The sequence below is a fragment of the Sphingopyxis sp. YR583 genome, from assembly GCF_900108295.1.
Classification (GTDB): domain Bacteria; phylum Pseudomonadota; class Alphaproteobacteria; order Sphingomonadales; family Sphingomonadaceae; genus Sphingopyxis.
The window spans coordinates 1194210-1211493 of sequence record NZ_FNWK01000001.1 but is presented as its reverse complement, the minus strand read 5'-3'; the positions used below and the strand labels follow the sequence as shown (position 1 = coordinate 1211493).

Annotated in this window: 21 protein-coding genes; 12 read left to right on the top strand and 9 right to left on the bottom strand. The window is 64.3% G+C overall.

All coding sequences use genetic code 11. The features are described from left to right. Positions 1-167: 167 nt before the first annotated feature. Entirely contained in the window at positions 168-437 is a 270-nt protein-coding gene (rpmA, locus tag BLW56_RS05560; protein ID WP_093509612.1) for a 50S ribosomal protein L27, read from the bottom strand. A 51-nt stretch (positions 438-488) separates the two neighbouring features. Continuing rightward, complete coding sequence (gene rplU, locus BLW56_RS05555) at positions 489-968, bottom strand: 50S ribosomal protein L21 (protein ID WP_093509611.1); 480 nt, start codon at positions 966-968, stop codon at positions 489-491. A gap of 228 nt (positions 969-1196) precedes the next feature. Here rplU and BLW56_RS05550 point away from each other — a divergent pair, with 228 nt between their 5' ends. Continuing rightward, positions 1197-1706 (top strand): hypothetical protein, encoded by a 510-nt coding sequence (locus BLW56_RS05550; RefSeq protein WP_093509610.1) that lies wholly within the window; start codon positions 1197-1199, stop codon positions 1704-1706. Between the two features lies 1 nt (position 1707). Here the strand turns inward: BLW56_RS05550 and pspF are convergent, their stop codons facing one another. Beyond that, positions 1708-2730, bottom strand: a complete 1023-nt coding sequence (pspF, locus tag BLW56_RS05545; RefSeq protein WP_093509609.1) for a phage shock protein operon transcriptional activator — start codon at positions 2728-2730, stop codon at positions 1708-1710. 178 nt (positions 2731-2908) lie between these two features. Here pspF and BLW56_RS20580 point away from each other — a divergent pair, with 178 nt between their 5' ends. The 10 genes from BLW56_RS20580 (at position 2909) to BLW56_RS05500 (ending at position 6574) form a co-directional block, all read left to right on the top strand. Beyond that, positions 2909-3079: a hypothetical protein gene (locus tag BLW56_RS20580; protein WP_177175836.1), complete on the top strand. Its 171-nt coding sequence runs from the start codon at positions 2909-2911 to the stop codon at positions 3077-3079. Positions 3080-3176: 97 nt separating this feature from the next. Then, positions 3177-3839: a phage shock protein PspA gene (pspA, locus tag BLW56_RS05540; RefSeq protein ID WP_093509608.1), complete on the top strand. Its 663-nt coding sequence runs from the start codon at positions 3177-3179 to the stop codon at positions 3837-3839. A 12-nt stretch (positions 3840-3851) separates the two neighbouring features. Continuing rightward, positions 3852-4127 carry an envelope stress response membrane protein PspB gene (gene pspB / locus BLW56_RS05535; RefSeq protein WP_093509607.1) on the top strand — a complete coding sequence of 92 codons (276 nt, stop codon included), beginning with the start codon at positions 3852-3854 and terminating at the stop codon, positions 4125-4127. Between the two features lies 1 nt (position 4128). Further along, positions 4129-4509 carry an envelope stress response membrane protein PspC gene (gene pspC, locus BLW56_RS05530; RefSeq protein ID WP_093509606.1) on the top strand — a complete coding sequence of 127 codons (381 nt, stop codon included), beginning with the start codon at positions 4129-4131 and terminating at the stop codon, positions 4507-4509. A gap of 43 nt (positions 4510-4552) precedes the next feature. Further along, positions 4553-4852 carry a hypothetical protein gene (locus tag BLW56_RS05525; protein ID WP_093509605.1) on the top strand — a complete coding sequence of 100 codons (300 nt, stop codon included), beginning with the start codon at positions 4553-4555 and terminating at the stop codon, positions 4850-4852. Between the two features lie 14 nt (positions 4853-4866). After that, complete coding sequence (locus BLW56_RS05520) at positions 4867-5184, top strand: hypothetical protein (protein ID WP_177175835.1); 318 nt, start codon at positions 4867-4869, stop codon at positions 5182-5184. Positions 5185-5200: 16 nt separating this feature from the next. Further along, entirely contained in the window at positions 5201-5464 is a 264-nt protein-coding gene (locus BLW56_RS05515) for a hypothetical protein (protein WP_093509604.1), read from the top strand. 30 nt (positions 5465-5494) lie between these two features. Then, positions 5495-5764 (top strand): hypothetical protein, encoded by a 270-nt coding sequence (locus BLW56_RS05510; RefSeq protein ID WP_093509603.1) that lies wholly within the window; start codon positions 5495-5497, stop codon positions 5762-5764. A 23-nt stretch (positions 5765-5787) separates the two neighbouring features. Beyond that, positions 5788-6033, top strand: a complete 246-nt coding sequence (locus BLW56_RS05505) for a hypothetical protein (protein ID WP_093509602.1) — start codon at positions 5788-5790, stop codon at positions 6031-6033. 130 nt (positions 6034-6163) lie between these two features. Further along, positions 6164-6574, top strand: a complete 411-nt coding sequence (locus BLW56_RS05500; protein WP_093509601.1) for a SufE family protein — start codon at positions 6164-6166, stop codon at positions 6572-6574. Positions 6575-6674: 100 nt separating this feature from the next. Here BLW56_RS05500 and BLW56_RS05495 read toward each other — a convergent pair whose 3' ends face one another. From BLW56_RS05495 to BLW56_RS05485, 3 genes are all read right to left on the bottom strand, one after another. After that, on the bottom strand, positions 6675-10124 hold the full coding sequence (locus BLW56_RS05495; RefSeq protein WP_093509600.1) for a TonB-dependent receptor: 3450 nt from the start codon (positions 10122-10124) through the stop codon (positions 6675-6677). A gap of 270 nt (positions 10125-10394) precedes the next feature. After that, complete coding sequence (gene clpX / locus BLW56_RS05490; protein ID WP_093510805.1) at positions 10395-11666, bottom strand: ATP-dependent Clp protease ATP-binding subunit ClpX; 1272 nt, start codon at positions 11664-11666, stop codon at positions 10395-10397. Between the two features lie 189 nt (positions 11667-11855). After that, positions 11856-12506 carry an ATP-dependent Clp protease proteolytic subunit gene (locus BLW56_RS05485; protein ID WP_093509599.1) on the bottom strand — a complete coding sequence of 217 codons (651 nt, stop codon included), beginning with the start codon at positions 12504-12506 and terminating at the stop codon, positions 11856-11858. Positions 12507-12683: 177 nt separating this feature from the next. On the opposite strand from BLW56_RS05485, the gene BLW56_RS05480 reads away from it, so the two are divergent. Next, entirely contained in the window at positions 12684-13502 is an 819-nt protein-coding gene (locus BLW56_RS05480; protein ID WP_093509598.1) for a DUF2711 family protein, read from the top strand. An 18-nt stretch (positions 13503-13520) separates the two neighbouring features. Here the strand turns inward: BLW56_RS05480 and fdxA are convergent, their stop codons facing one another. From fdxA to BLW56_RS05465, 3 genes are all read right to left on the bottom strand, one after another. Further along, the gene (gene fdxA / locus BLW56_RS05475; RefSeq protein ID WP_093509597.1) at positions 13521-13859 is read right to left on the bottom strand and encodes a ferredoxin FdxA; all 339 of its coding nucleotides are present in this window, start codon (positions 13857-13859) and stop codon (positions 13521-13523) included. A 171-nt stretch (positions 13860-14030) separates the two neighbouring features. Beyond that, positions 14031-14330, bottom strand: a complete 300-nt coding sequence (locus BLW56_RS05470) for an RNA-binding S4 domain-containing protein (protein ID WP_093509596.1) — start codon at positions 14328-14330, stop codon at positions 14031-14033. After that, positions 14330-17107, bottom strand: coding sequence for a helicase-related protein (locus BLW56_RS05465; RefSeq protein ID WP_093510804.1), 2778 nt, complete (start codon positions 17105-17107; stop codon positions 14330-14332). The genes BLW56_RS05470 and BLW56_RS05465 overlap by 1 nt, the downstream gene beginning before the upstream one ends. Positions 17108-17284 lie beyond the last annotated feature (177 nt).

The window sequence follows — 17284 nt, the reverse complement described above, 5'->3', positions numbered from 1 at the left end:
ATGGATGGCCCGATTTTCGCGCCCGTCCGTCGCAAGTGACGGATTTCGGACAAGAAAAAAGGGAGTACGGGGGTGACCCGTCTCCCTCTTTTCGAACTTTGTTTCCGCCTGCGGCGGAAAGGACCGTTCCGGGTCATCCCTTGATGGACGACCCTGGAAGATCGTCCTTATTCGGCGGCTTCCGCCATGACGTCGACCGACACATATTTGCGGCCAAGCTTGCCATCGTGGAATCGGACCTGGCCGTCGGCGGTTGCGAACAGCGTGTGGTCCTTGCCCATGCCAACGTTGACGCCCGGATAAACGCGGGTGCCGCGCTGACGCACGATAATGTTGCCGCCGATCACTTCCTGACCGCCGAACTTTTTCACGCCAAGGCGGCGGCCGGCTGAGTCGCGACCGTTGCGCGAAGAACCGCCTGCTTTCTTATGTGCCATGACTGATGCTCCTTAATTCGTTCGAGAGAGGGCCGAGCCGCGCTGCCGCGCTCAGGCTTCCTTCTTGGGGGCTGCCTTCTTGGCAGCGGGCTTCTTTTCGGCGGCGGCTTCGGCCTTCGGAGCAGCAGCCTTCTTCGGAGCGGCTTCCTTGGCGGGTGCAGCAGCCTTGGCTTCGGTGGCCGGAGCGGCTTCTGCCTTCGGAGCGGCTTCCTTCTTCGGCGCGGCCTTCTTGGCATCGCCGACGGCGAGGATGCGCAGCAGCGTCAGCGACTGGCGGTGGCCGTTGCGGCGACGATAGTTGTGCCGGCGGCGCTTCTTGAAGACGATGACCTTTTCGCCGCGCGTCTGGGCGATGATCTCGGCCGAAACGACGAGGCCTTCGGCGCTCTTCACTTCGCCGCCGTCACCGGCCAGCAGGATGTCGCCCAGCGACACGGTGTCGCCAGCTTCACCGTCGATCTTTTCAACGGCGATCTTGTCTCCAGCGGCGACGCGATACTGCTTGCCGCCCGTGCGCACGATTGCGAACATGGTCTTCCATCCAATCAGAAACTAAAACACCCACGCTGCCAGTCACCCGCCGAAGCAGGCGATTTTTCCGGCATGCGGGAAAGTCAGCGCCACTAGCGAGACAGTGCGCCGCTGTCAACCGCCAAATCCCGTGCTTTTCGTCCAAAAGCGCGGGCCGGGGTCGATTATCGCCGACGTCGCCGATTCGGTGCTTGCTGCGCCGTCGGTGCGCCCATATCAGGGGCGACGATGAAGCGCGCCCTTCTTTTTGCTCCACTGCTCCTGTCGCTGCCCGCCTGTGCGGGGACGCAGGCCAATGACGGACCTTCGCTGGCAAAGCGCGCGGTCGAGGGGCGATTCGATGTGGCGCCGCCCGCGGTCGTCGTCGCGCCCCCCGGCCCGCTGCCGACCGACCTCGCCGGACGGCTTCAGCGTTGGGAATCGGACGGGGCGGCCGGGCAGCAGGCTTTTGCCGCAGAGCGCGGCGCGACCGCATCGGCGGTTTCGGCTGCGGCGGGCGCGCCGGTTGCCAGCGAGCGCTGGGTCGTCGCGCAACAGGCGATCACGCGGCTGACCGCCGCGCGCGCGCCGCTGACGACAGCGCTCGCCGATATCGACCGACTCTATATCGAACGCAGCGTCGATGATCAGATCGACGGGCTTCCCGATATCTATGCGTTGCGCGATCGGCTCGCCGACCTCGCCTCGGCGCAGGATGCGGTGCTGGAGGCGCTGAACGCGCAATTGCCGGGGCAATGACCTACTGATTCAGTCCGTGCTTTTTCAGCGCGTGACGGATCTGGTCGTAACTCAATCCCAGCGCCTCGGCCGCGACCTTCTGGTTGAAGCGACAGCGCGCCATGGTGTCCGACAATATCTGCTTTTCATAGCCGTCGACCGCGGCGCGCAGGTCGCTGACCGGGCCCGATGGGGGCGTCGACGGCGCGGCGGGGCTTGCGGGTGTCGCTGGCGCCACTGCCTGTGCCGCCGGCTTGCGCACCACCGGTTGCCAGGGGCTCGCGAACGGGTCGAAGCTCAGGGCATCGACCGGCTTTTCAGGATCGGCCCAGCGATAGATGGCGCGTTCGATGACGTTCCTCAGTTCGCGGACATTGCCCGGCCAGTCATGCCCCTCCATCGCGGCGAGTGCGCGCGGGCCGAAGCCCGGCCATTCGTCCCAGCCGATCACCGCCGCCATGCGCTGGCCGAAATAGGTCGCGAGCACCTCGATATCGCCTTCGCGTGCGCGAAGCGGGGGCAGGGTGATGACCTCGAACGACAATCGGTCGAGCAGATCTGCCCGGAAACGATTGTCCTCCACCAGCGCGGGCAGATGTTCGTTGGTCGCCGCGACGATGCGCACGTCGACGCGGATGGGGCGCGACGAGCCGACGCGCGTCACCTCGCCATATTCAACCGCGCGCAGCAGTCGCTCCTGCGCGCCCATCGACATCGTCGCAAGTTCGTCGAGAAACAATGTGCCGCCGTCGGCCTCTTCAAAGCGTCCCGCGCGCGTGCGCGTCGCGCCGGTGAAGGCGCCGGCCTCGTGCCCGAACAATTCGGACTCGATCAGCGTCTCGGGCATCGCGGCGCAGTTCATGATGACATAGGGTCGATCCCATCGTGTCGACAGGCGGTGGAGGCGCTCGGCGATCAACTCCTTGCCCGTCCCGCGCTCGCCGATCACCAGCACCGGACGGTCGAGCGAGGCCGCGAGGCTCGCGCGTTCTACCGCGTCCTGAAACGCCGCCGACTGGCCGATAAATTGGGTTTCGCGCTCCATTCCCAATCATTGGCAAATTTTCCCGCTGATTGGCAAGTTAAATCGATTTATGCCATGATTTGCGCGCGAAGTTCGGCGGTTTTCTGCGCCTTTGTGCAATTGGCACGCCTCCTGCAAAGATTTCTGCGAACCGGCGCAAATCGCTCCGGTGCAGCGAAAACACAGGGAAGGTTAATCCATGAAAACGATGTTTGCCCAAGCCGCCACTTTCGCGCTCAGCGCGTCCGGAGCGCTGGCCATCCTCGTCGGCGTGATCGACCAGCCCCAGGTTGCCGCCAGCGTCACCGGCACCCCCGCCGGTCCGCTGGTCGCCGCTGTCATGTCCCCGGCGGTCAGGACTTTAGCCTGACCGGCACTGGTGCCGGGGCACTCTCCCCCCTTGCCCCGCCCCGGCACCAGCTTTTTTAACAAGATACCGATCTCAAGTTTTCGACAGGAGTTTCCAAATGGGTATTTTCTCACGAACCCGCGACATCATCGCCGCCAACGTCACCGACCTGCTCGACCGGGCCGAAGACCCCGAAAAGATGATCCGCCAGATCATCTTCGAGATGAATGAAACGCTCGTCGAAGTCCGCGCTTCCGCCGCCCGCACGATCGCGGACCAGAAGGAAATGCGCCGCCACATCGCCAAGCTCGAAAGCCTGCAGGACAGCTGGAAGGAAAAGGCCGAACTCGCGCTGTCGAAGGACCGCGAAGACCTCGCCACCGCCGCGCTCGTCGAAAAGCAGAAGGCCGGCGACATGGCCGAGAAGCTCAAGGCCGAGATCGCCGTCCTCGACGACGCGCTGACCGGTTACGAGGCCGACATCGCCAAGTTGCAGAAGAAGCTTTCGGAAGCCCGCGCGCGCCAGTCGAGCGTCGTCAACCGCCTCGAAAGCGCCGAGAATCGCTACAAGCTGCGCGAGATGACCAACGGCGACCGTGTCGAAGACGCCTTCTCGCGCTTCGAGATCCTCGAACGCCGCGTCGACGAAGCCGAAGGCCGCGCCGATGCGCTGGGCCTCGGCTACAAGAAGTCGCTCGACGAGGAAATCGCCGAGCTGCAGGCGGCCGACAAGGTTGCCGACGAGCTCGCCGCGCTGAAAGCCGCGCAGGGCAAGAATTAAGGAGCCGGACCGATGGAAGAGATCATCATTGTCCCGATCGTCATCGGAACCCTCTTCCTCGGTCTGCCCTGGCTGATCCTCCACTACATCACCAAGTGGAAACAGGCCAAGACGCTGACCGGAGAAGATGAACAGCTGCTCGACGAACTTTACGATACCGCACGGCGCCTCGAAAACCGCCTGCACACCGTCGAACGCATCATCAGCGCCGACCATCCCGACTTCCGCCCCGCGGTACGCAGCGATGAAGACCTGGCGCAACTCGAAAACAATAGCCGGAGGAACTGAGATGTCTGCCAGCCGCACGAAATTCTACCTCGACAAGCAGAACGCCAAATGGAGCGGCGTGTGCGCCGGGATCGCCGACTACAGCGGGATCGACGTGCTCTGGGTTCGCGTCGGCGCGGTCCTCCTGACCCTGATGGGCGGCTTCCCCTGGACGCTGATCGCCTACTGGATGGTCGCCTGGATGGGCACTGCGAAACCCTTCGCGCTCTATGGCTCGAACGAGGAAGCGAAATTCTGGCAGGGCGTTCGCTCGAACCCCAGCGCTTCCACCCGCGACATCCGCTCGCGCTTCCGCGACATCGACCGCCGGCTTGCCGACATCGAACAATATTACACCAGCCACAATCGCCGCCTCGCCGACGAGATCGACGCGCTGCGCTGAGGGGCACCCAAAGATCCTTGGGGCACAAACAGGGAGATAGAGAATGAACTTCGGTGGTACCGGTTTCGTCCTCGCCATTATCGCATTGTCGATCGGCGGCTGGATGTTCACCACCTGGATCCGTGCCAAGCATGGCTATCCGGTTGAAAATGAATGGGGCGGTACGGTTCATCGATCCGACCCCGACGCTGATCGAAAAATCGCCCTGCTGACCGATGACAACGCCAAGCTGGCGGGGCAGGTCAGCCGACTGGAAGAGCGGATTTCGGTGCTGGAACGCATCGCGACGGAAAATAATGGTCAAGCGGCGCAGCTCGCCGACCAGATCGACCGCCTGCGCTGAGAGGATAGACGATAATGGAACTCGACCTTCTGAACGCCATTGCCCCCGTTGCCGCGATCGTCGGCCTCGCCGGGGTCGGCGGCTGGGTCTTCACCACCTGGCTTCGCGTCAAGAACGGCTACCCGCTCGAAAACAGCTGGGGCAAGGCGGTCTATCCCAAGACCAGCGACGAGGCGATGGAACGCGTCAAGCTGATCAGCCAGGAAAATGCCCAGCTGCGCGCCGAACTCGGTTCGGTGAAGGATCGCCTCGCGGTGATCGAGCGCATCGTCACCGACGAGGGCCACCGGCTGAGCCACGAGATCGAGGCGCTGCGGCGCCCGTCGAACTGAACCGAGGAGCCCCGACATGGAAGCCATCGTCATTCTCTTCATCGTCGTCGGGCTGCCGGTCACGCTCGGCATCGGCTACGCCGCCTATGAACGCCACCTCAAGTTCAAGGAACGGCAGTTCAAGGCGATCACCAACGAAACCGCCGAAAAGGCCGCGCAATATGCGGCGCAAACCGAACGGCTGGAGGCACGCGTCCGCGTTCTCGAGCGCATCGTTACCGACAAGGGAATCGATGTCGCCGACGAGATCGAAAAGCTGCGCGACACCCCGCTGAACTAAAACAAAGATTTACGGAAAGGATTCTTCCCCATGAACCCGTTTGAAATGGTCATCGGCATCGTCCTCATTGTGACGATCGGCAGCATCATTCGCGCCAAGCACGGCATTCGCCGCGACAACAAGGGCAATGAATTTTTCGTCGGCAACGCCGGCAACGACGCCGAAACCAAGGCGCTGCAGGCCGAAATCCGGGCGCTGAAGGATCGCATCCAGGTGCTCGAACGCATCGCCACCGATAACAATCGCGCCGTCACGCTCGATCAGGAAATCGAGAAGCTGCGCGACAGCAGCAAGATCTGAACGCCCGAAAAGGAGCAACGCTCATGGCTTTCATCACCCCCGACTTCACCGCCGCGGCCGTCGCGCTCAGCGCGCTCAGCATCGTCAGCCTCGTCGCCCTGCGCGGCTGGCGCGACTGGATCCAGCTCAAGCGCGAAGAGCTTGCGGCGGGCCACCTGCCGCTGGCACAGGATGCCGCGGTCCCGCACGCCGGTTCGCGGATCGAGATCGCAGACCTCAAGGAACGGCTGCGCAAGCTCGAAGCGATCGCGGCGGGGGTCGACCTCTAATCACTCCCGACATGCGCGGCACCGGCCCGCTCCCCTGTCAGCCGCCATCCGTCCGGCGGCTGACAGGGGAGCGGGCCGATGTCGTTTCGGGGCCTTCCAACTTGCGTGCTTCTGTGCGAGGGGCGCCGCCATGCGCAGTCTCGACGATATCTTCGAAGAATATGACTTTCTCGACGGCGACGATCGCTATCGCCTGCTGATCGAGCTCGGCCGCGCGCTCGAGCCGATGCCCGACGCGCTCAAGACCGACGCGACGCTGGTCCGCGGATGCTCGGCGAGCGTCTGGGTCTATCCGGTGCCGCAGGATGATGGCCGGCTCCATTTCCTTGCCGACAGCAACGCCGCGATCACCAAGGGCATCGTCGCGCTGGTGCTGACCGCGGTGCAGGACAAGGCCGCTGGCGAGGTGGCCGCGATGGACGTCGCGGCGGCGCTCGCGCCCTTCGACCTCACGCGCCAATTGTCGTCGAACCGCACGCAGGGCGTCCCGAACATGATCGCGCTGGTGCAGGACACCGCGCGCCGGATCGCCGCAGGCTGAGCTTTCGCTAGCGGCGCGCCCGTCGCCGCTTTCATTTCAGGCAAAGAAAAGGGCGCGGGAGTTGCCTCCCGCGCCCTAATTCCTTGCGTCTCTGTCGAGATTAGAACTCGTAAGACACGCCAACCTTCAGGCGCCATACCGACGAGCTGACGTTGACCAGATTGTCGGCGTCGAAGGTCGCGATACCTGCGGCGTTGGTGAAGATATACTTGCCCTGTGCATCGACGCCGCTGACGTTGGCGATGTCCTGACGACCCGCAAAATCGCGGCGGCGCTGGACGTTCCAATCCTGGTCGAGGAAGTTCAGGAAGTTGTCCATTGTCGCGTAGAGCTTGATCTTGTCCTTCTTGCCGAAGAGGTTGCCCGGTCCGGGCAGCTCTTGCGAGAAGGACAGATCGACGTCGAAATACCAGTCGTTCGAGCAGGTGTTACGATCGATCGTGCGGCCCATATATTTCTTGGCGCAACCGAGGTTGCTCGCGAAATCGGCGATGGTCTGGGCAACTCCCGGGGTCGACAGGCTCGAAACGTTCGGATCGTTCGCACCCGTCGGGATATAGGCGAGCGCGTTATCCGCACCGGAGGCGCTGTCGCCGAACACACCCGTACCCGTGAAGGTCAGGCTGTACGGACGGCCCGACCGGGCAACGGCGGTGAAGCCGAAGCGCGTACCGAGATCGCCGAAGAAGGTTTCCTCGAACGACGTCGACAGCGTGATGTTGTGACGGCTGTTGAAGAAGCCACGCGAAGCGGCCGGGTTCTGACGGTCGAACGCAGCGGTCTGGTCATAATTCGACCCAGCGGTCGAATTGTACATGTTGCGACGATCTTGCGAATCCGAGAAGGCATAGCCGAGGCTGAAATATGCCGAACCGCCGTCGGTGAAGATGCCGCCGTCGAAATTCTTCGACAGCATGAACGAAGCCGAGTGGCTGCGGAAGCTGCCGCCATTGGTCAGCATCAGTTCGTCTTCGCGCGCCGTGGTATAGCAGGCCGCATTGACGCCTGTGTAAACCGGGGTCGGGGTGATGCCGGTCAGCTGGGCGGTGCAACCCGCGTTCAGCGGATCGATCGTCGCATAGACCGGACGACCATCGATCGCGAAGCCGTTCAGGCCGCGACGAATGTCGGGAACCTGGCTGAGATCGACGATCGTGTAGGCGTCACGATATTTGCTGTAGATATAGTCGAGGTTCAGGTTCCAGCCGCTGAAGAACCCGCTGGGGGCGAAGTTCAGTTCCGACGAGAAGCCGATGTTGGCACGAAACACCGACGGGATCTTGATGTCGGGATCGATCGACTGCGTGAAGCCCTGGCCGCGCGCAGCCGAAGCCGAAGCAGCTTGCTGGAAGCAGGTCGGAACGCCCGTGAACTGACCATTGGTCAGGACGCTGATCTGCCCGGTGGGGCAGCCGGCCGCCTGGGTCGAACCCAGCGCAAAGGCGCTGCCGTCATTCTGGAAGGCGTTGCCGAACCAGACGAGCGGATCGCCGCCCGAGAAGATGCCGACGCCGCCGCGAAGCTGTGCGCGGCTGAATACGGCAAAGTCGTTCATGTCGTATGTCAGCGCGAGGCGCGGCATCACGATCGGGGCCAGATTGCTGAAGCCGGTCGCATTGGTGATACCGTAGCGCTGCTGGAAGACCGGATTATAGTCCGGGCGACCACCGTCATACCAGTCGACGCGGACGCCGGCGACGGCGCTGAGCGCGTCGTTGATCTGCCATTCGTCCTGCGCAAAGACCGAGTAGAGGTTGCGGGTGAACTGCGCGGCGGCGCTATTGATGTCGCCCGTTGCCGTGACGTTACCGAACGCGCCTTCGGTTGCGCCGCTGACGACGTTGGCCGGCGTCGTCGACGTCTGGTTGTTGCCGGTACCCGGCGACAGCAGGCCTGCGCGCAGGTCGGCGATGCTGCTGAATACCAGCGTACCGGTCGCGTTCTGGACAAACAGGTTGAACAGATCGGCGCGGTTGAGTTCGGCGCCAACCTTCAGCGTGTGAGCGCCACGCTCCAGCTTGGCGACGGCGCGATACTGGTCGATGTTCGTCCGCAGATCGTTGGCCGAGCGCGACGTACCGGGTCCGGCGAGGACGGCGCCGTTGATACCCGATCCGTTGCTGCCGGGGGCACCCACCGCGTTGTTGATGCCGACGATGATGCGCGGAATCGGGTTCGCCGATTGGGCTTCGCCGCCGCCGACCGGATCCTGAAGATCCCGAACTTCCGAACGCGAATAGCGCAATTCGGTCGAGAAGCTGTCGGTCCACTGCGAATAGAGGCGACCCGAATAGTAATTCGACTTGGTGCCGCTGTTGTAGAAGGTGTTGCGGCCGACCGCCTGCGGCGAGTTGCCGGTGAACAGGTCGTCGGGGCGGATCACCGACTCTTCGAGCCGCTGATAGGTCGCTTCAAGGCGATGCTGGTCGTTGATCTGCAAGTCGGCACGAACGAAATAGCGGTCGTTCGTGTAAGGGCGGTTGGTCACCAGCGGGCCAGTATCGACCTTGTAGACGTCGCGCAGAACCTGCGAAATCTCGTTGAACTGGGTCAGCGAGATGCCGGCCTGCGAGTTGGCATAGCCTGCACCCGACGGACCGTCGTCCTGCGACTGGCCGGCTTCCTGATGCTCATAGGCACCGAAAATGAACAGGCGATCCTTGATGATCGGCGCGCCCAGCCAGGCGCCCCAGCGCTTGTCGGGCTTGATCGGCGCCACGGCGACGCCGCGGACGCTGTCGCCGCGCATGCCGTTGTCCGAATATTCGAAGAAGCCGCCAAAGCGATAGTCGTTGGTACCCGACTTGGTCACGACATTGACTGCGCAACCCGTGAACTGGCCATAGTCGACGTCGAAGGGCGCAAACTGGACCTGCGTTTCGCGGACCGCGTCATAGGGCAGCGGCGTCGAGCTGCGCGACGAGAAGCCGGTGTCGTTCAGGCCGTAAACGTCGCCCTGGCTGATGCCGTCCACCGTGAAGGCGTTACCGCGGTCGTTGGCGCCAAGGCACGAAATGCGATCGACGCCCGAACCACCATCGTCGCGGTCGAGGCTGACGCGCGGGTCGAGGCGGATGATGTCGCGGATGTCGCGGTTGAAGCTCGGTGCATTTTCCAGCACTTCGGCGGCGAAGCTGGTGCCCGGCCCGACTGCCAGCTGGGTTACGCGAACGCGCGAGCCCGTAACGACGATTTCGCCGCCGCCCGATGCCAGCGCGAAGGTGAGCGAGGTGTTGCCCTGCAAAGTCGTGTAAACGTCGCTGAGCGACTGGCCTTCATAGTCACCTGCGTTGGCCGACACGCTGTAGGGGCCGCCCGTAACCAGGCCCGAGGCAGCAAAGCGTCCGTCTGCACCGGTGGTGATGGTGCGTGCGGCGCCGGTGCGGGTGTCGGTGATGACGACCGTCGCGCCGCTGATCGGTGCGCCGTTGTCGTCGTTGACCTGACCCTGGATGCCGGTGGTGATTTGCTGTGCCTGCGCCGGCGCCGCCACGATGGTGGCGACGCTGATAGCCATCAGGCTAGCGGCGATCGAATAACGAAGTTTCATGTCAGGATGTCCCCTTGGTGCAGTAGTTGGCAGGCGCGCTAACGGGGCGCGCCTGACCTGCGAGCGCCCCTGAAGCCCGCATGTGGCACGATTGTGACAGCAAATGTGACAGTGCAAGCCGCGAGGGCCGCGCCGTATCCAAAGAAATGGAAAAAACGCGAATTTGCGTCGCGCGCGCGGTTTTATCCACAGGCGCTAATGCATTTTTTCTGAAAACTGTTGCTGCAATGCAACATAAAAGGGCGCCCCGCGGGGCGCCCCATGTGCGACTCAGGCGGCGTCGCCCGCGGCTTCCTTCGCCTTGTCGGCATAAACACGGACCGGATCCTTGCGGCCCTCGACGACATCCTTGTCGACGACGATCTCGACCACGTCGGTCAGGTCGGGCAGGTCGAACATCGTGTCGAGCAGGATCGCCTCGACGATCGAGCGGAGGCCGCGTGCGCCGGTCTTGCGTTCGATCGCCTTCTTGGCGACCGCGACCAGCGCATCGTCGGTGAAGGTCAGAGCGACCTCCTCCAGGTCGAACAGCTTCTTATACTGCTTGACCAGCGCATTCTTGGGCTCGCCGAGAATCTTGACCAGCGCGTCGATGTCGAGATCCTCGAGCGTCGCGATGACCGGCAGACGGCCGACGAATTCGGGGATCAGGCCGAATTTCAGCAGATCTTCGGGTTCGATATTCTTCAGCACTTCGCCTTGGCGGCGTTCGTCGGGGCCGGCGACATGCGCGCCGAAACCGATCGACTTGCCCTGCAGACGGTCGCCGATGATCTTTTCGAGCCCGCTGAACGCGCCGCCCGCGATGAACAGGATGTTCGTCGTGTCGACCTGCAGGAATTCCTGCTGCGGATGCTTGCGGCCGCCCTGCGGCGGAACGCTCGCGGTCGTGCCTTCCATCAGCTTGAGCAGCGCCTGCTGCACGCCTTCGCCCGACACGTCGCGGGTGATCGACGGGTTTTCGGCCTTGCGCGAGATTTTATCGATCTCGTCGATATAGACGATGCCGCGCTGCGCCTTTTCGACATTATAGTCGCTGGCCTGCAACAGCTTCAGGATGATATTCTCGACATCCTCGCCGACATAGCCGGCTTCGGTCAGCGTCGTCGCGTCGGCCATGGTGAAGGGCACGTCGAGGAAGCGTGCGAGCGTCTGCGCGAGCAGGGTCTTGCCGCTGCCGGTCGGGCCGACGAGCAGGATGTTCGACTTCGCCAGTTCGACATCGTCGCCGCGGCCGCTGTTCGCGAGGCGCTTGTAATGGTTGTGGACCGCGACCGACAGCACGCGCTTGGCGGTGTTCTGGCCGATCACATAGGAATCGAGATGCTGGCAGATTTCCAGCGGCGTCGGCACCGCGCCGTCCTTGCGTGCGGCGATCCCGCCCTTGATTTCTTCGCGGATGATATCGTTGCACAGCTCGACACATTCGTCGCAGATGAACACGGTCGGACCGGCAATCAGCTTGCGGACTTCGTGCTGCGACTTGCCGCAGAAGGAGCAGTAAAGGGTGCTCTTGCTGTCCGAGCCACTCAATTTCGTCATAAACATTCCCATGGCGGGCCCAAAAGGGGCGTCGCCTCTCTTATCCTAGCCCCCGGTCACCCAATTACAATATGGCAATTGGGTGACATCGGTTCAATGTCCAGCTTGGCACCAAGATGCCAAGCGGACGTCAAGAAACGCGGTTACCGGCAACTTTCGTCGGCAGGCCGGCGCCGCGATATGATCGGGTCAGGGCGTCGGACCTTCGCTCACATCCTTCGGCGCGTCGTCGCCGGGCAGGCCCGGGCGGCGGTCGTACACATGGTCGACAAGGCCGAAGGCCTGCGCTTCGTCGGCCTCGAGGAACGTGTCGCGGTCCATCGCCTTTTCGATCTCTTTCAGCGACTTGCCCGTATATTTCACATAGAGATCGTTCATCCGCTTGCGGATGCGCAGGATTTCCTTGGCCTGGATCTCGATATCCGACGCCATGCCGCGTGCACCGCCCGACGGCTGGTGGACCATGACGCGGGCGTTGGTCAGCGCGACGCGCATGCCGGGCTCACCGGCGGCGAGAAGGAAGCTGCCCATCGACGCCGCCTGGCCGATGCACACCGTGCCGACGCGCGGGCGGATATATTGCATCGTGTCATGGATCGCCATGCCCGCCGTGACGACGCCGCCCGGCGAGTTGATGTACATATAGATGTCCTTCTTCGGATTTTCCGATTCGAGGAACAGAAGCTGGGCCGTGATCAGCGAGGCCATATTGTCCTCGACCTCGCCGGTGACGAAGATGATCCGTTCGCGCAGCAGGCGGGAGAAGATGTCGAAGCTGCGTTCGCCGCGGCTCGTCTGCTCGACGACGACGGGAACAAGGGCTGCGAGCGGGTCGATCATTGGAATTTCGTCCTTGTGTTATCGGGATGCCGCACCGGAGAATCCGGTGGGCTGCCCCTCCGCGACCTACATCGTCGCGCGGCGAAAGGGATTCAAGGGGGGAAACGCGCGTGCTTATGGTTTGAATTCGGACGCCGTGTGGCAGACAGTGGCGCGGATAGTGCGTAGGAACGGGCGATGGATCAGGACGAGCTTACGAAATTCGGGCCGCCCGACGATACGCCCATATTGCCATGGTATGGCGGTGCTTTTCAGCACGCCTTCGTAGCGCTCCACCCATTTTTTTCCGTCGAAGGCCTACACCCGGGTGCATGCGAAAGCGGTTCGCTCACCCTGCTGCGGTCCGAGATGCCCGATGGGGCGGAATTGCTCGAGTGGGCCGATGAAGCGAAGGCTGCGCGAAAGCTCGGCAAGGAGATCGAGGCGGACGCGGTCGACACGATCGCCAAGCGTTTCGGCCGCACGATCGGGTGGCAGGCGGTTGCACGGGCGGCCGGTTTCTCCGATCACTGCGAACTCGACCGCGCGCTTCGGACGAATATCCACGGGCTTCGCGACGACCTTGCCGATTCTGCGTCGACCGAACGGCTGCTCCGCTATTGCGATAGAGAGGCGCTGTTTTTGCCGACCGAAGGCCGGTTCGAACCCGTGATGCAAGGCGCGCTGATCCAGATGTTCGCGCGTGCCGGTCATCGCGAGATCATCGCGGGCGACGAATTCGGAGACGAAGAGCGGCTCGTCGACCTGTCGGCGCTTGCGGGCAAAAAGCCGTGGGTCGGCGTGGAAGACGTGCCCGCCTATGGTGCGCGGCGCCTTTTTGCGCCCGACCGGTCGCTACTTGCCTGGGTGCATTGGGACAGCTTTTACACGCTGATATTGGGGACCGAGGCAGGGCTTGCCGGGATCCGGCTCAGCCAGCTCTTCGAAGGCTTCTGGTGTGATACCGCAACCACCGCCTACTGGTTGACCGAGCCGCCCATTCCGCTGGTCGAATAGCGGCGTAACCCAATTCGGTCAGTCGCCTTCGCCGGGTTCGGGCGAGAAGAGCGTCTCGAACTTGTTCTCGACGCCCTTAAACTCGTCGGCGTCGGGCGGCGTGTCCTTCTTGACCGTGATGTTCGGCCATTCGGCGCTGAACTTGCTGTTCACTTCCAGCCATTTCTCAAGGCCGCTCTCGGTGTCGGGCAGGATCGCCTCGGCCGGGCATTCGGGTTCGCACACGCCGCAGTCGATGCATTCATTAGGGTTGATGACGAGCATATTCTCGCCCTCATAGAAACAGTCGACGGGGCACACCTCGACACAGTCCATATATTTGCACCGGACGCAGGCATCGGTGACGACATAGGTCATGGGTTCAGCTCCCTTTGTCGGCGGCACCCTTGCCGTCCGACATCCATCGGACACGCCTCTATTCCGCGTTGACGCGGCACGTCAACGCAAAGCGACAGTTGCGAATCACTCTCACTCGATACGAAAAAGCCGGGGGTTTCGGGCGACAGCTTTTCCTGTCGGCACGATAGCTCAACTGGAGGCGGCGGGTGCCTGCGAGTCGAGGCGGACATAACAGGCCTGCGCCTCGGGCGCGGGGCCGCGGCGGAGGGGGAGCGAGAGCAGGCGAATGACCTCGATCTGTTCGCCCACCGGCAGCACCAGCGTCGCGCCCGCATGCACCGCGCACGACGAGCGCGTGATCCGCCGCCCGTCGAGCCTGATATGCCCCGCCTCGACCATCGCCTGCGCGATGCTGCGCGAACGGGCGAAGCGCAGGAACCACAGCAGCTTGTCCAGCCGGATGCTCCCTGCGGCGCCCGGGCTCGCCATCAGTCTTTGCGCGCGTCCGCGAGCAGCGCGGCAAGGCCCGCGAACGGGCTGTTGGGCGAGGGACCGCGGCGCGGCTGCCGGTCGGGGCGATCGGGCCGCGGTGGGCGCGGCGTATCGACGCGGGGCTTGCCCGGCTTGCCGCGCTTGCCCTTCACCTGATGTGCAGGCGGCCGCCGCGTATCGCCGTTCGCCGCGGCGCGCGCCGGCGTCTCGGCATTCTTGCGCTGCGGTTTCGGTTTGCGGCGCGGACGCTTTTCGGCCGCCTTGCGCAGCCCCGACCAGCGCCAGCGCTGCAGCTCCGGCTCACCGACGCTGCGGAATCCGAAACTGCCGAGCAGCGCGCGGCGCGTTTCCTCGTCGAGCCCGAGCGAAGTCGCGAGCGCCGTGTCGATGACGAAGCCGGGCGGCGGCGCGCCATGCGCCTCCTCACCATGATCGTCATGATGATCGTCGTCGCCGCTCGCCATCGGTGCGGTCGGCGGTGCCGCCGCCTGCATCCGCGCGGCATGCGCCTGACGCGCCAGCTTTTCGGCCATGTCGATGCGCAGCCAGCCCGACGCGCAGCGACGAAAGCCCGCGATTGTCAGCCCGGCCTGGCTGCCCGCCTTTTGCAGCACCGCGCCGTGCGGCGGCAGCGCTGGAACGGGGGCGCCCTGCTGCGCCGCCGTCAGCGCCGCGCGCCAGCGCACCGCCTCGGGCTTCAAAAGCAGCGGATGGAACAGGTCGAGCGAGCCGATGGTAAAGCCGAGCTTGCGCAGCTGCGGGCGCTCTTCGGGGGTGAGGGCGGCCAGCTGATCCTCGACGGCGGCGCGGCCGATCGTCCCGCTGTTGTCGGTGAGCGCGGCGAGCAGCGCGCGCACGCGCGGCGGGGTGAACAGGTCGCCCGCCGCTTCGCCCATCGCGGCAAGCGGCCCTGCGTGGCGCGTGAGCTGTGCGGCGACGAAGCGCTGCAGCCGTTCGGAAATCGCCTGCACCTGATGCAATTCGAGCCGGCGGAGCGAGGGGTCGATCTGGATCGCCGGCTGGACGAGCGTCGGCCCGCGCGCGAGCGTCGCGATGGCGTGGCCGTGCCAGGCCAGCCGCGGCGGCGTCCCCGGCTCGGCGATCAGCGACAGCGCGCTGTCGTCGCCCTCGGCCAGTGCGGTCGCGCGGCGCGCCAGTTCGGCGCGGAGATGCTTTTCGGCCGCCGCGAGCAGCATGCGATGATCGCTCGCCTTGGCGACCGGATCGACCTTGAACTGAAATCCTTTCAGAGTACCGATCGGCTCGCCATCGACCGCGACGGTGCCGTCGGCGCCGACCGCGACCGGCAGCGCGGCATCCCGCTGCCCCGCGTCGCGCAGCAGCAGCGCGAGCCGGCGGTCGACGAAGCGCTGCGCGAGCGCCGCATGCAGTGCGTCCGAAAGCCGCGATTCGAGCACCTGCGTCTGCTCGGTCCAACCCGCCGCGCCCGCGATCCAGTCGCCGCGCTGCGCGATGAAACAGAGCGTGCGGACCGCGGCGATGCGGCTCGCGAGCTGGTCGATATCGCCCTCGACGTCGCTCAGCCGCGCAAGGCGCCGCGCGAACCAGTCGGGATCGATCGTCCCGTCGCCGTTCGTGCGCCACTGCCACAGCTTGAACACCGTGCGGCTGTGATGTTCGGCGCCCAATTGCTCGAAATCGGGGAGTCCGCACACGTCCCACAGGCGCTGGACGGCATCGAAATCGCCGCCGCGTGCGCGCACTTCCATGTCGCCCGCAAGATGTTTGAGGACCGCGATGTCGACCGCTTCGGGCGCAGCGCGCAGCATCGGCTGCGACGGCGGCTGCGCCAGGTCGGACAAAAGCTGGTCGAGCGATCCGAAACCGGGCGTCGGGTTGCGCCAGAACAGGCTGGAGAGCGGCGGGAAATGATGCCCCTCGATCGCGGCGATTTCCTCGGGCGTGAAGCCGCCTTGCGGCAGGCCGACGGTGCCGAAGCTGCCGTCCTGCTGGTGCCGCCCCGCGCGCCCCGCGATCTGCGCCATCTCCGAAACCGTCAGTCGCCGCAGGCGTCGCCCGTCGAATTTCTGCAAGCTCGCAAAGGCGACATGCTGGACGTTTAGGTTCAGCCCCATGCCGATCGCGTCGGTCGCGATGAGATAATCGACCTCGCCGGCCTCGAACATCGCGACCTGCGAGTTGCGCGTCTTCGGACTGAGCGCGCCCATCACCACGGCGGCGCCGCCCGAAAAGCGGCGCAGCATTTCGGCGATCGCATACACTTCCTCGGCCGAAAAGGCGACGATCGCCGACCGTTTGGGCAGGCGCGACAGCTTCGACGACCCGGCATAGCTCAGGGTCGAAAAGCGCGGCCGGGTGATGATCTCGGCCTCCGGGATCAACCCCTTGACCAGTCCTCTTATGCTCGCCGAACCGAGGATCATCGTTTCCTCGCGTCCGCGCGCGCGGAGCAGGCGGTCGGTAAAGACATGCCCGCGCTCGGGATCGGCGCCGAGCTGCGCTTCGTCGATCCCGACAAAGGCGACGTCGCGTTCGACGGGCAGCGCTTCCATCGTGCCGAGCAGGTAGCGCGCATCGGGCGGGATGATTCGCTCTTCACCGGTGACCAGCCCGACCTGCGCCGCGCCCTTGATCGCGACCACACGGTCGTACACTTCGCGCGCCAAAAGGCGCAGCGGAAAGCCGATCATGCCGCTCGACCGGGCGGTCAGGCGCTCGACCGCCAAATGGGTTTTGCCGGTGTTGGTGGGGCCAAGGACAGCCTTGACCGGCTGGGAAGAGGAAGAGGTCATTTTCTTGCGGACCAAGCTGGCATGCGCAGGGTTCCCGCGCAACAGGCGATCGTCGAACCGCAGGGCGGGGGCCGATTTTTTCGCCACTGTTGCATAATATCCCGACCCCGCCACGCCTCGCCGCAAGGACGTGCGACGGGTCGGCCATTAAATTGACTTTAACGACCTTTCTTTACA

What these genes read in the sequence shown, in the direction of transcription:
- BLW56_RS05500 (WP_093509601.1), top strand. Translation starts at nt 6,164, where the DNA reads ATGCGCAGTCTCGACGATATCTTCGAAGAATATGACTTTCTCGACGGC.
- BLW56_RS05465 (WP_093510804.1), bottom strand. Translation starts at nt 17,107, where the DNA reads ATGACCTCTTCCTCTTCCCAGCCGGTCAAGGCTGTCCTTGGCCCCACC.
- BLW56_RS05495 (WP_093509600.1), bottom strand. Translation starts at nt 10,124, where the DNA reads ATGAAACTTCGTTATTCGATCGCCGCTAGCCTGATGGCTATCAGCGTC.
- BLW56_RS05550 (WP_093509610.1), top strand. Translation starts at nt 1,197, where the DNA reads ATGAAGCGCGCCCTTCTTTTTGCTCCACTGCTCCTGTCGCTGCCCGCC.
- pspF (WP_093509609.1), bottom strand. Translation starts at nt 2,730, where the DNA reads ATGGAGCGCGAAACCCAATTTATCGGCCAGTCGGCGGCGTTTCAGGAC.
- fdxA (WP_093509597.1), bottom strand. Translation starts at nt 13,859, where the DNA reads ATGACCTATGTCGTCACCGATGCCTGCGTCCGGTGCAAATATATGGAC.
- pspA (WP_093509608.1), top strand. Translation starts at nt 3,177, where the DNA reads ATGGGTATTTTCTCACGAACCCGCGACATCATCGCCGCCAACGTCACC.
- BLW56_RS05510 (WP_093509603.1), top strand. Translation starts at nt 5,495, where the DNA reads ATGAACCCGTTTGAAATGGTCATCGGCATCGTCCTCATTGTGACGATC.
- BLW56_RS05485 (WP_093509599.1), bottom strand. Translation starts at nt 12,506, where the DNA reads ATGATCGACCCGCTCGCAGCCCTTGTTCCCGTCGTCGTCGAGCAGACG.
- BLW56_RS05515 (WP_093509604.1), top strand. Translation starts at nt 5,201, where the DNA reads ATGGAAGCCATCGTCATTCTCTTCATCGTCGTCGGGCTGCCGGTCACG.
- pspB (WP_093509607.1), top strand. Translation starts at nt 3,852, where the DNA reads ATGGAAGAGATCATCATTGTCCCGATCGTCATCGGAACCCTCTTCCTC.
- BLW56_RS05480 (WP_093509598.1), top strand. Translation starts at nt 12,684, where the DNA reads ATGGATCAGGACGAGCTTACGAAATTCGGGCCGCCCGACGATACGCCC.
- BLW56_RS20580 (WP_177175836.1), top strand. Translation starts at nt 2,909, where the DNA reads ATGAAAACGATGTTTGCCCAAGCCGCCACTTTCGCGCTCAGCGCGTCC.
- pspC (WP_093509606.1), top strand. Translation starts at nt 4,129, where the DNA reads ATGTCTGCCAGCCGCACGAAATTCTACCTCGACAAGCAGAACGCCAAA.
- clpX (WP_093510805.1), bottom strand. Translation starts at nt 11,666, where the DNA reads ATGACGAAATTGAGTGGCTCGGACAGCAAGAGCACCCTTTACTGCTCC.
- BLW56_RS05505 (WP_093509602.1), top strand. Translation starts at nt 5,788, where the DNA reads ATGGCTTTCATCACCCCCGACTTCACCGCCGCGGCCGTCGCGCTCAGC.
- BLW56_RS05525 (WP_093509605.1), top strand. Translation starts at nt 4,553, where the DNA reads ATGAACTTCGGTGGTACCGGTTTCGTCCTCGCCATTATCGCATTGTCG.
- rpmA (WP_093509612.1), bottom strand. Translation starts at nt 437, where the DNA reads ATGGCACATAAGAAAGCAGGCGGTTCTTCGCGCAACGGTCGCGACTCA.
- BLW56_RS05520 (WP_177175835.1), top strand. Translation starts at nt 4,867, where the DNA reads ATGGAACTCGACCTTCTGAACGCCATTGCCCCCGTTGCCGCGATCGTC.
- rplU (WP_093509611.1), bottom strand. Translation starts at nt 968, where the DNA reads ATGTTCGCAATCGTGCGCACGGGCGGCAAGCAGTATCGCGTCGCCGCT.
- BLW56_RS05470 (WP_093509596.1), bottom strand. Translation starts at nt 14,330, where the DNA reads ATGGCGAGCCCGGGCGCCGCAGGGAGCATCCGGCTGGACAAGCTGCTG.